This window comes from Paracoccus lutimaris (assembly GCF_003337565.1).
Classification (GTDB): Bacteria; Pseudomonadota; Alphaproteobacteria; order Rhodobacterales; family Rhodobacteraceae; genus Paracoccus; species Paracoccus lutimaris.
Window position 1 is genome coordinate 66,895 of sequence record NZ_QPJL01000008.1, and the last position, 12,608, is coordinate 79,502.

Sequence of the window (12,608 nt, forward strand, 5' to 3'; positions counted from 1 at the left end):
TCCTTGTCGGGCATGCGCCTGAACCCGGTACGGGTGCGCCCTTTCCCCATGCGATCAGTCTGCAGCGGTAAAGGTGGTGGTCGTCATCTGGATCTTTGTACTGACAATGATCTGGCCGCCATTTTCGACCGTGACCGACGTGAAGTTGGGGCACAAGATCTTGTTGGGATCGTTCGGATCGGGCGCGAAAATCACCGGATGTCCGGCCTTGACGACCAGCGCCTCGACGGCGAGCACGGCGACCGAGCCGGTGCCGAAACGCTTGTTCAGGATCGGCTCATGCGTCTTGAGCTTTTGCGAGTTGCCCATGATATAGGCCTGCGCGGCCCTGTAGAGCGCGTGCAATTCGTCCCGGGTGACCTGATAGTCGAAATCGCATTCGTTGCGGGTTGCCATCAATGCGTGAACGCGATCCCGATCCAGCGGCGCGGGGTAATCCAGCAGGCGATCACTGAAGGGCCCGTCCGTGTAATCGCTGTCAGCCCTGCCGATCATCGCCTTGAGTTCGGCCAAGGAGTTGTAGGGCACGATTGTCGGCTCGATCGCCGAGATCGAAGGATCGGCCGACAGCACAAGCTTGTCGCCGAAATCCTGTGTCGAAAGCGTGCCCTTGTAGTTGAGATTGTCCACGGTCAGACCGAACCGCTTCAGCGTGGACTCGTATTCCATGCGGTCGGAAGCCGACAGCTCTGCAAATCCGCTCATCCGCCAATTCCTCGTGTCAGGCAACCCTGTCCCGGACCCCCGGACAAATGTTCGGAAGGCGAGGACGAGCGCGCGCCATGATTGTGATATTGTGCTACCTCAGCGGGCGACGTTCGTGCCGCGCTTTCAAAAAAAGCGACTATTAACGACACCACTCCGCATTGCTGCGGAACGTATGAGATAAGGCCGCAACGCAACTAAAGGTTGCGGCGGGACCGATCGCCATCCCACCCCTGATCGGAGAGCATGCGTCATTCCACGTCAGCACCGTCACATCCCAAGCGCTACGCGCCAACGGTCCGTTGCGATGTCTTTCACCTGTTTCCATCTAGCGGTTTTTCCCGCCACCTCTACGGGATGGTCTGGGAGGGGAGCATCATTTCCTTACGATGCCAATGCTCTACCAAAGATTGCACGATTCGCGAGGCAACGCAAAAGATTTTTGCCGCGGATCTGCTTGCACCCGGGCGCCGCCCGAAGCGTCGCAGCCGCTTCCGAAACGGCCGATCCGCGTCGATACGATCGTCCCGGTTTCGCGAGCGGCCAGAGATGGCCGCGAGGGCGAGACGGGCTCGAGGGGATCGCGCCGAGGCTCAGGCAGCCCAATTTGCTGCAACGGCAGGGCGAGCAGATTTCAGGGGCCGCAGGGCAGAGCGGCGTCACGGTGCAGACCTGTTCCAGATGGCGCAAGGGATCCGGCCGGGCGGGGCAGGGCCCCGCAGTCAGGCCGAGGGCGGGGCCACGGCGCAGACCGGAAGATAGACCCGGAAGGTCGCGCCCTTGCCCGGCTCGCTTTCGGCCCGCACGCCGCCGCCGCTTTGACGCAGGATGCCATAGACCGTGGAAAGCCCAAGCCCGGAGCCGGTTTCCGGGTCCTTCGTGGTGAAATAGGGCTCGAAGATCCGCCTGCGGACCGCCTCGTCCATGCCGATGCCGGTATCCGCGACAACCAGTTCGACATAGTCGCCGGCCTCGACCCCCAGCGTGGCGGCACGATCCCTGCCGACCGTGGCGGTATGCGTCTCCAATGTCAGATTGCCGCCGTCGGGCATGGCCTGAACGGCGTTGACCACCAGATTCATGATGATCTGCTCGATCTTGGCGGTATCGGCGCGAACCGGCCGCAGATCCGGGTCGAGCGATATCCGCAGGACGATGCCTTCGCTGCCGGCGATCCGCAGCATGTCCTCCATGCCGCGAATGATGTCGTTCAGATTGATCATCTCGGGATGCAGCGTCTCGCGCCGGCTGAAAGCGCGCAACTGGCCGATCAGCCGCGCGGCCCGATCGACCGCATTCCCGATCACTTCGGTCTCGTCAAGGCACAGGCCCGCATGCCGCAGCCGTTTGACCAGCAGATCATTGGCCGCCGAGATCACCGAAAGGATATTATTGAAATCATGGGAAATCCGTCCGGTCAGCTGCCCGAGCGCCTCCATGCGCTGGATATGTCTGAGATGCTCCTCGGCCCGACAGCGCCGGGCCATTTCCTGTTGCAATTTCCGGTTCGCGACCATCAGCTCCTGGGTGCGCTGTTCGACCTTTCGTTCCAGATCCTGCTGAAAGCGGTGAACCGTCAGATGCGTGCGGACGCGGGCCAGAAGTTCGGGCTCCTGAATCGGCTTGATGATATAGTCGACGGCACCGATATCGAAGGCCTTGCGCAGGTCCCCGGGGCTGTTCAGCACGGTCAGAAAGATCACCGGGATCTGGTGCAGCCGCGGATCGGCCTTGAGGCGGCGGCAGGTCTCGAACCCGTCGATCAGCGGCATCAGCGCATCCATCAGGATCAGGTCCGGCATGATCCGCGCAGCGCGCTCCAGCGCCATGCGGCCATCGCGGGCGATGCGGATATCGTAGCCCTCGGTCTCCAGCAGGGTCGCCACGACCTTCAGGTTTTCCGCAGAGTCATCGACCAGCAGGATTGTCGGAGGCCGCGCGCCCCGCCCGCTGGCTGCGCCCTGTCGCGCTTGCTGGTCGATTTCGTCAAGCCCGATATTCATCGACCTCTCCCTCCGCCTCGAATTTCGCGATGAAGCTCAACAGGTTGCGATCTTCAAAGCGCGTGGCCATCTGCGTTACGGCCTCGGAAAATGCCGACAGGTCCGGCCTGTCTTCGGCAAGCCGGGCGGCGCAGGCGATGACGCCGCGCATATCGCCATCCTCCACAAGGCCGCGCAGAAGGGCGATATCCGTCAAGGGCGGCGGGGTAACGATCCGGTCGCTGTCCGCGGGGGCTGGCAACACGGCATCGCCATCACGCGGCGCGTCCCGGACGATCCAGTCCAGTTTCAGCAGTTCTTCGAGCACCTCCATGAGCTTGTCGAAGCTGACCGGCTTGGCCAGAAAATCCTGGCATCCGACCTTGAGGCTTTCGTTCAGGTCCAGAACGCTCGCCGACACCGCCACGATGGGCAACTCGCGCAGCGCCTCGTTCTGGCGGATCTGCCGGATCGCCTCGAACCCGGTCATCACCGGCATCACCAGATCCATCAGCACCATGTCGGGCGGGTCGGCCAGAACGGCACTGACCGCGTCCTGACCATTCACCGCGGTTTCGATGCTAAAGCCCAGCGGCGCCAGCATGTCGGTCAGCACCTGCCGGTTCTGCTGCTTGTCATCGACCACCAGAATGCGCCGCCGGGTGCCGCGATAACCCGCGATGTGGCGCGCGCCTGATGTCTGCGGTGCAAGCGCCCGTTCGACCACCGGCAGCAGCACCTCGAAGCGGAAGACCGATCCCGGGGCTTCGCTGGCCTGGCTGTAGGGCGAGGGGCTTTCCACGGCCAGATCCGATCCCATCATCTGCAGGATCTTGCGGCAGATCGGCAGGCCAAGCCCCGTGCCCTCGGCCAGCCGTTCGGTATCGGGCACCTGCGCGAAGGGTTCAAAAATCAGCGCCTGCATCCCGGGCGGGATGCCCTTGCCGCTGTCGCGCACCTCGAAGGACAGGCGCGCATGGCCGGGCAGATGCGCCGGTTTGCTGTCGACTGTCAGCGTGACCGCGCCGGCATCGGTGAACTTGACCGCATTGTCGAGCAGGTTCAGCAGCACCTGCCGCAGCCGGGTTTCATCGGCCGTCACCGTCTCGGGCAGCGGCGAGAGCGCCTCGAGGGACAGATCGACGCCGCCCTTGGCCTCGGCCCGGGCGCGGACGATGGCGATGATGGTGCGCAGGAATACGGGCAGGTTCACCTCGCGCGGGTAGAGGTCCAGCTTGCCCGCCTCGATCTTTGACAGGTCCAGAATGTCGTTGATCACCGTCAAGAGATGCGCGGCGCTTTGATGGATGATGTCGAGCCCGCTATCGACGGCGCTGCCCAGACCGCGCCGCTTCAGGACCTGCGCATAGCCAAGGATGCCGTTCAGGGGGGTGCGCAGCTCATGGCTCATGCTGGACAGGAACAGGCTTTTGGCCTTGTTGGCGGCGTCGGCCTCGTCGCGGGCGATCTCAAGCTCATGCGTGCGCCTGGTCACCAGCCTTTGCAGGACCCGCTCGCGTCTCAGGCCGGCGCGCCGCTGCCATAGAAAGACGCTGGCGGTCGCGCCAAGCAGGGTCATCGCAACCAGCGCCCGGAACCATCCCGTCATCCACCATGGCGGCAGGATGGTGATCGGCAGGGCGGTGCCGGTTTCGTTCCAAAGCCCGTCATCATTCGATGCCTTGACCCGAAAGACATAGCTGCCGGGGTCGAGGTTGGTATAGGTGGCAAAGCGCCGGGCGGATGAGGTGAAACGCCAGTCGCCGTCAAAGCCCTCCATCTTGTAGGCATATTGGTTCTTTTCGGGGCGGCGGTAATTGAGCGCCGCGAACTCGAAGCTGAAAACCGTATCGTCATGGGACAGCGTCAGCGTGTCGGCAAGGCCGATCTGGACATCCAGAACCGAGTTCTCGCCAAGCCGCACCGATTCATTGAACAGCTGAAAGTCGGTCAGCACGACGGGGGGAACGTTCTGATTGTCTTGCAGCGTGTCGGGATCGAAGGCGGTAAAGCCTGACTCGCGCCCAAACAGCAGCCTGCCGTCGCGGGTCCTGTCGGCGATACGCGCATTGAACTGGTCATTCACCAGCCCGTCGCCCGGATCATGGTTGCGGAAGGTATTGGTCCGGGGATCGATCCGGGAAATGCCGCTATTGGTGCTGACCCACAGATAGCCGTTCAGGTCCTCGATGATGCCGATCACCTGATTGCTTGGCAGTCCGTCCTTTTTGTGAAACGAGGTGAAGCTGTTTGTCTGCGGATCGAAGCGGTTCAGGCCATCGCCGGTGGCGACCCAGATCACCTGCCGGGAATCCTCGAAGATATCAAGGACGATGCTGTTGCTCAGCCCGCCCGCGCCGCCGCCCGTGAAATTCGTATAGCGGTGGGTAGCGGGGTCGAACCGGGACAGGCCGCCATCGCCGCCGGCCCAGACCGAACCATCTGCGGCCAACTCCATCATCGTGATCCATCTTGTCGACAGCCCGGCCGGTTCGCGTTCGTCAAAGTCGAAGCGGTCGAACTTTCCGGTTGCCGGATCAAGCCGCGCGAAGCCGTAGCCTTAGATCGCCATCCAGACCGCGCCGGTCTCGTCGATCTCGAGATCCGTGACATTGTTTCCCTGCGGCGAGTTTGCGTTATCGGGGTCGTTGCGGAAGCGGATGAAGCGCCCGGTGGCCGGGTCAAAGCGGTTCAGGCCGTTATCGGTGCTGACCCACAGGTATCCGTTCGCGTCGCCCTCGACATCGGCAATCGCATTGCCGGACAGGCTGGTCGGGTCGGCATCGTCATGCTTGTAGGTGATCGCGACGCTGTCATCGGGATTGAGCCTGCTCAGCCCGCTGGTGCCGGAGCCGATCCACAACACGCCATCGGCATCCTCGTAAAAGCCCTGAATGTCGCTATAGGCGGTGGTCCTGGGATCGGCGGCGTTCGGCCGGCGGGTGTCGAACTGATGGGCGCCCGGATCGTATTTGCTGACCCCGTTGGTGGTCGCAACCCATAGCGCGCCGCTGCGGTCAAGCGTGGCGCACCATGCCAGATTGTAGCTGAGGCTCAGGTCGTCGGCCGCGTCAAACAGAAAGCGCCGGAACTTGCCGGTCGCCGGATCAAAGAGATTGCCGCCGCCGCCCGTGGTGCTGACCCACAGCCGGCCATTCCCGGCATCGGCGACATAAGCGACCGTGTCATTGCTGAGGCTGTCCGGATCCGAGGCATCATAGCGATAGGCGGTGAACCGGCCGTCCCGCGGGTCAAAGCGGTTCAGGCCAGCTTCGGTGCCAAGCCACAGCACGTCATTCTGGTCTATATGGAAGTTCCAGATATTGTCGTTGCTGAGACTGTCCGGATCGGCGGGATCGTTCCGGAACGGGGTGAAGCTGCCGCGTGCCGGATCGAAACGGTTCAGGCCGCCGCCATAGGTCGCGACCCAGAAGGTGCCTGCGCTGTCTTGCCGCACCGTCGTGACCGAATTGTTCGACAGACTCTTTGGATCATCCGGATCGTGCAGGAAATGCGTGAAGCCGCCGGTTTGCGGATCAAAGCGGTTCAGCCCGTTTTCGGTCGCGACCCATAGCGTGCCGCTGCGATCCTCGTAGGAGGACCAGACATTGTCGTTGCTGAGGCTGGCGGGGTCGTCATCGTCATGGCGAAAGCGGGTGAAACGATCGGTTTCCGGATCATAGCGGTTCAGCCCGCCGCCCCATGTGCCGGCCCAGATCGCGCCATCGGCGCCCTCCAAGAGATGCTGGACGAAATTGTCGCTGATGCTGTGTTCGTCTTTTTCGTCGTGAATATACTGGACGACAGAACTGCCGTCATAGCGGTTCAGCCCATAGCGCGCGCCGATCCAGATAAAGCCCATCCGGTCCTGCACGATGGTGAATGTATCGTTGTTGGACAGCCCGTCATCGGCGCTGAGCCGATCGAAACGGATGGCCTCATAGGCCCCGGCGGTGGTCGATGTCGCTAGGGCGATGAAAACCGCCAGCCGGCAGGCCCGGGCCAGATACGTCCAAGCCAAGCTGGCCCATGGCCGCAAGGTCAATAAACCTGAAGAATAAGCTGAGGTCGCGGAAAGCAGCCAGCCGCGACCGACGCCTGAAACAGGCCGAACGCGCCATAGACCCCCGGCCGTCATCTCATAACTCCGCGCTTGACGGATGCCGACAGTTCGGCATCACAACTTGCACTCGGGTCGTCGTCGAGAAAAGACTTGCTACAACGCGTCCGAGTTTGTCACCGGCGGATGCTTTGTCAAGACTGCGGCCATGGCTCGCTGGGGGATCGGACCGAAGCTTGATGCAATCCCCTGTTTTTATTCACCGACACGGCTGAAACGCGGCCGGATTCCGGTCTGCGGTCATTTTCGCCGGGACGGGGGGCGGCGGTCACAGTATTGCCGACAAGATGGCAGCGATCTGATAATATCCAGAATCGTCAACCGCATCTCATAAGCAGATGACGCCAGATGAATCGCGACTGCTTGATGAACACCGCAGGCGAGGACCGGGATACTGAACGGCGTCAATCGTCTGTTCACCTGATTTGGTTCATTCGGACGATTTTTTGCGTCTTGCGGGCAGGGCCGGGGCGGCGGCTGCTGATCGCTGTGCTCTTTTATGCGCTGGCTGGCAGTGCCTTGCTGTCGGCCCGGGTTCGCGCAGATGAGGTCAGGCCGCGCTTCGAGCTTTTGCATCTTTGGGCCACCGGCGAAGAGGCATATGCCCTGCGCGCGCTGAGCGAGCCGGTCAGGGCCAGCGGCGTTGACTGGAGCGAAAGCCGGGTCTCGACGAATTTCATTGGGGTCAGAGAACAGTTCGCCGAGCGTCTGGCGCTGGGCGTTCCACCCAGCGGCCTGTTCTGGCTTGGCGGCAATCAGGCCGAGGATCTGTTCGAGCAGAAACTGTTCCGGCTTTTCCCGAACCGGGTCGGTAACCGGGCATTTTCCGATGAGCTGATCCCCGAAATCTATCAGCGGGTCCGGGAAGGCGATTCAACCAGGCTTTTGCCGCTGGGGATCCATCTGCAGAACCGGATGCTCTATAATGCCGATGTCCTCAGGCGGCTGGGGCTGGCCATGCCCGAAAGCTGGCAGGAGCTGCTGAACATGGCGCCCGCTCTCAGGAAAAATGGCGTTCATGCCGTCGTCTTTTCGGATCAGCGATGGCAGATGCGATTCTTCATCACCTCGATCATGGCCGAGCAATTCACCTTTGAGGAGATGGGCGAGTTTCTGGCCGGGACCGGCTCGGCAAGGAAGTATGAGCCGCAGTTGCGACGATCGACCGAGATATTTCTTGCCTTGCGTCCCTATGCCTCGCCGCTGTCGCGCGATCTGAACTGGGCGAACGTGGTCGAGCATGTCGCCAGCGGCGATTCCTTCGCCGCTTTTCTGGGGGATTTCGTGGCGCCGATGCTGCGACGCAATCCGGCCGTCCACTGTTCGGCCGCGCCCGGCAATGATTACGTGATCTGGTCATTCGACGCGATCGCGCTCGTCACCACCGAGGACCCGGAGGTGATTGCCGGTCAGAACCGGCTGATCGAGACCGTCATCACCCCCGAAGTCAGGCAGGAATATATCCTGCGCAAGGGCGGCATCCCCGCCTATCGCGGGTCGGATGCCCGCCAGATGGATGCCTGTTCGCAGGCCTCGATGGAAAGCTGGAAAATGGCGGACACCAAGATGCTGCTGACGGCTTCGCAATGGCTGCAGACGCTGGATATCGCCGCAAGCATCCTGCGGCCGGCCTGGTGGGATCCCGATGCGGATGCGGCGCCGATCACCGCCGATCTGATCACGGCGATCGACCTCATGAACCAGCGGGACAGACCCGCCCCGGCTGATCGCTGATGCGCGGCCCCGACAGCCCTGGTGCAAGGTTTCGCAGATGGCTGCGCGCGCAGCCTCCGAAGAACCCGGCCGATATCTGGGCATTTTGTGCCTATGGCATCGTCGTCGCGGGCGTGGTCATCGCCTACAACATGTCCGCGACCATCCTGTCGATGAACAAGCTGCAGATCATAAATTTCGACCTGCTTCAGATCTGGCGCGAGATTTCGCGCAATATCGAGTTCGTGATCGGCAATCCCCGGGACCAGATCGCCAACCCGGCACTCTATGCGGACATACAGGCCAATCTCGACCGGCTGATCGAGGCCGGGGCGCGAAGCGAGCAGGCTTTTCGCAGCACGCTTGACGGCTCGCATCTGCTGCGCAGCGTCTTCCAGTTCGGCCAGAACATCCAGGACGAGCAGCTGCGCGCGCTCGGCGCCCATCCCGAGCTTGCGCAACGCGCCATCGAAATGCGCGACGCGCCCTATGCCGGCTTCAGCACCGGTTTTGTCTATTGGCCGGCGGATGTTGTCATTTCCATCAAGGGGGATCGGTATCTGGCGCCGCTGCTTGAGCGGATGCGCCTTCTTGACAGTCAGTCGCAATTTCTGCTGCGGCTGCTTTATATTGAAACCACCGCTTTGGTGGTGATCATGTCGGCCTGCCTTATTGCGATCTGGCTGAGATTTCTGCGCCCCGCAATCCGGCATCTGGCAAACACGCAAAAGGAACTGCAATTCGTACTGGATAATGCGCCCGCCTCGATTTTCAGTTTTTCGCCCAATGGGGCATATCTTTCGGCGAACCGGAATTATCTGGAATTCGTCGGCCTCTCGGATATGTCGCAAATTCGCGGCAAGATGATATCCGAGGTGCTGGGGCAGGAGGCGTGGCAGAATATCCAGCGGCAGATCGAAGCGACCCGGCTGCAATCGGCGCAGAAATTCGAGGTCGAAGGCGAGACCGGGAGCGGGCACAGCCAGTTGCTGGTGTCATATGACATTCATCAATCTCTCAGCGGAGATATCGAGGAAATCGTCGCGCTGGTGATCGATATAACCGAGCTGGATCAGGTCCGCCACGCGATGCGGCTCAGCGAGGAAAGGCTCAGGATCACGCTGGATTCGATCGGCGACGGGGTCATCTCGACCGATGTCGAGGGCCGGGTGGTCGAAATCAACCCCAAGGCGGCTTCACTGACCGGCTGGTCCCCCGATGAGGCCAGAAACCGGCCGCTTGCCGAGGTGCTCCATATCGTCAGTGCCGGGACCCGCGCCAAGGCCGCCGACCCGGTCGAGCGGGTGCTGCGCGAAAATGCGGTGATCGGCTTTGCCAATGAGACATTGCTGCTGTCGCGCGACGGCAAGGAATACCAGATCGCCGATTCCGGCGCCCCGATTCGCGACCGGCATGGGCGAACGGTGGGCGTGGTTCTGGTCTTTCGTGATGTCACCGAGGAATACCGTCTGCGCAACGCGCTGCGCCAGACCGAAAAGCTTCAGGCGCTTGGGCTTCTGGGTGGCGGCGTCGCGCATGATTTCAACAATCTGCTGGCCGGCATTCAGGGCAATCTGGACCTGATCTCGATCAGCGAGGCGGCCGGCCGTGACCCCGGGCTCTTTGGCCAGATCGACGAGATCGCGCGTCTTGTCCGCCGTGGGGCGGGGCTGACGGACCAACTGATGCAATTTGCGCAGATGAAACCTCCCAAGAAGGTGCCGGTCAACCTGCATCAGCTGGCCGAGGAATGCATCCAGCTGCTTCGCAGGACCACGGACAAGCGGATTGCCTTCGAAATCACCGATCAAAGCCTTGGCCCCAGCGTGCTGGGTGATGACAGCGTCCTGCAAGCCGCGATCATGAACATCCTGCTGAATGCCGTCGACGCGATCGAGGGCGCCGGGTTGGTGCAGGTCGAGATCGCGGATCTGGCCGCCGACGCGGCCCGCGAGATCCTGCCAGAGCGTGGCCGGGTCGATCGCTATATCGCCATTCGCATCCGCGATTCGGGCAAGGGCATTGCCGACAAGGACCTGCCGCATGTGTTCGAGCCGTTCTTTACCACCAAAGAGCCCGGCAAACGTGTCGGCCTCGGCCTGCCGGCGGCCTATGGAACCATCCGCAATCACGGCGGTGATATCAGGATCACGACCGCGCCGAAGGCGGGAACCGTGGTGACGCTGATCCTGCCAGCCTGTTCGCCGGCGGACGCCGTCCAGAAGGCGGTTGCCGCTTCGGATGACACCCTACCGCGGAATGGTGGGCTGACCGTCCTTTTTGCCGATGATGAGGCGACCTTGCGCGAAACGGCCCGGGTGCTGCTGAAACACGCGAATTGTCATGTGATTCTTGCTGAAAATGGCCGCGATTGTCTGGACAGGTTCAGACGTGGGCAGGACAGTATCGACCTTGTCATCATCGACCTGAACATGCCGGTGATGAGCGGCGCAGAGGCGATGGCCGAGATCGTGAAGATTGCGCCCGCCACCAGGATCATCGTCACCAGCGGCTATGGGCGCGAGAACCTTGCCCAGCTGATGTCGGGAAACGACAATGTTCGCTTCATGAAAAAACCCTACCCGTTCAGCGAGCTGATCAAGGAAATCAAGGCCTTCATGTCGGATCTGGATGGCAAGGGATAGGCGGCGCAAAGCGTCCGGCGGCTAGCGGACGATCCGCAGGCCGATACTTGGGATATTGCCGCATGCGGGGAAATCCGCGGCCGATAGGCAAGGTCCCTGACCCCGTCGCTGGAGCGAACCTGCCGCGAGGGGTGTCAGGACGCCGCACGCGGCGGCGTCCTGACGGATGAAATCACAGGATGTCGAACACGCCATAGATCAGGATCGTGTTGGCAGAATCCAGTGTCAGAAGGGTGCCGTTCGCGGTCTCTCGGGCGCTGTAGGACGCGCCCCCCAGATCAAGGGTGTCAAGGCCGGCATCAAAGCCGGTCACCGTGTCGTGCCCGTCGCCGGCCCGGAAGATGATCGTGTCCATCTCGCCATCGCCGGGCGCGCCGAGATCGTAAAAGCTGTCCGCGCAGACGATCAGGTCATCGCCGGCACCGCCGCGCAACATATCCGCGCCCGGACCGCCCTCCAACGTGTCATCGCCGGAACTGCCTGTCAGCCGGTCGTCGCCCCAGCGCGCGCCCCACAGAATGCCACGATCGCCAAGGACCTGCGCGCCGCTGGCATCGATGGTGTCGTTGCCCTGATGGGTCCAGCCCAGCTCGAAGCCGCGGAAACTGGCGGTATCGGTGTCACCGGCGGCGTTGATCCGCACGGTGCCGGTGCCGGTCATGGCGCCGTCGGCCCGGATCACGTCAATATCGACGGTCGTACCCGGCGTGCCGTCCGCAGAGCCGTAATGGGCCCACAGATTGACAAGATCGTAGCCCTCGCCGCCGGTCAGGACATCATCCCCGGGCGAAAGCCAGCTGGCATCGCCGCCGCCCCAGCGGATATTGTCACCGCCCGGACCACCGTTGATCGTGTCATTGCCGCGGGATGCGTCCACATGGTCACTGCCATAGCCGCAGCTGACGATATCGTTGCCGTCGCCGGGGTCGACGAAGTCATCGAAACGCGACGTCACGATATTGTCGTTGCCGCCGCCGCCGAAAAAGCTGACACCGCGCCAGCCGTCGAGGGCCTGGGTGATGCCTCCGGCACGGAAGACATCGTTGCCATTGCCGCCATAGACCTGCTCGATGCCGCTGAAGGTCACGCGAGTGGCGGTATTGGCGCTCCGGTCATAGGCATAGCCGGAATCCCAACCAGTCATTATGACGCTTAGCGCGCCGCCATCCAGCCGCAGCAGATCGCCATAGGCAAATCCGTCATCCCGGCTTTGATTGGCATAATAGTTGGGGTCGAAATTATCGCCGAGCCCGTCGATGAATCTCGAACCATGGGCAAAGCTCCAGCGAATCAGGTCGTCTCCGTGGGTGGGCATTTATATGCTCCTCATATGAAATTTTCTACCTTCGGGTCAGAACCGTCTGACCCGTTAACTTGAGAAACACGTTTCGCCGGATGGGATCCGACGGGGTTAATCGCCGAAATCGGCGCTTGAATTTGCAA

General features: G+C 62.0%; 7 protein-coding genes. 2 read left to right on the top strand and 5 right to left on the bottom strand.

What is annotated here, in order from left to right; genetic code table 11:
• Window positions 1-54 precede the first annotated feature (54 nt).
• The 4 genes from DFP89_RS09150 to DFP89_RS09165 form a co-directional block, all read right to left on the bottom strand.
• Complete coding sequence (locus DFP89_RS09150; protein WP_114349087.1) at window positions 55-705, bottom strand: hypothetical protein; 651 nt, start codon at window positions 703-705, stop codon at window positions 55-57.
• 722 nt (window positions 706-1,427) lie between these two features.
• A complete protein-coding gene (locus DFP89_RS09155; RefSeq protein ID WP_114349088.1) occupies window positions 1,428-2,708 on the bottom strand; it encodes a sensor histidine kinase in 1,281 nt (426 codons plus the stop codon).
• Window positions 2,692-5,148, bottom strand: a complete 2,457-nt coding sequence (locus DFP89_RS09160; RefSeq protein ID WP_114349089.1) for a hybrid sensor histidine kinase/response regulator — start codon at window positions 5,146-5,148, stop codon at window positions 2,692-2,694. Before DFP89_RS09160 ends, DFP89_RS09155 begins: the two co-directional genes overlap by 17 nt.
• A gap of 99 nt (window positions 5,149-5,247) precedes the next feature.
• Window positions 5,248-6,708 carry a ligand-binding sensor domain-containing protein gene (locus tag DFP89_RS09165; RefSeq protein WP_181870297.1) on the bottom strand — a complete coding sequence of 487 codons (1,461 nt, stop codon included), beginning with the start codon at window positions 6,706-6,708 and terminating at the stop codon, window positions 5,248-5,250.
• 552 nt (window positions 6,709-7,260) lie between these two features.
• Between DFP89_RS09165 and DFP89_RS09170 the strand changes: the two genes are divergently transcribed.
• Both DFP89_RS09170 and DFP89_RS09175 read left to right on the top strand, forming a co-directional pair.
• Window positions 7,261-8,541 (top strand): extracellular solute-binding protein, encoded by a 1,281-nt coding sequence (locus DFP89_RS09170; RefSeq protein WP_147273296.1) that lies wholly within the window; start codon window positions 7,261-7,263, stop codon window positions 8,539-8,541.
• Window positions 8,541-11,165: a hybrid sensor histidine kinase/response regulator gene (locus tag DFP89_RS09175; RefSeq protein WP_114349092.1), complete on the top strand. Its 2,625-nt coding sequence runs from the start codon at window positions 8,541-8,543 to the stop codon at window positions 11,163-11,165. The genes DFP89_RS09170 and DFP89_RS09175 overlap by 1 nt, the downstream gene beginning before the upstream one ends.
• A gap of 172 nt (window positions 11,166-11,337) precedes the next feature.
• On the opposite strand, the gene DFP89_RS09180 is transcribed toward DFP89_RS09175, so the two are convergent.
• Window positions 11,338-12,480 carry a calcium-binding protein gene (locus DFP89_RS09180; protein WP_114349093.1) on the bottom strand — a complete coding sequence of 381 codons (1,143 nt, stop codon included), beginning with the start codon at window positions 12,478-12,480 and terminating at the stop codon, window positions 11,338-11,340.
• Between the last annotated feature and the right edge of the window lie 128 nt (window positions 12,481-12,608).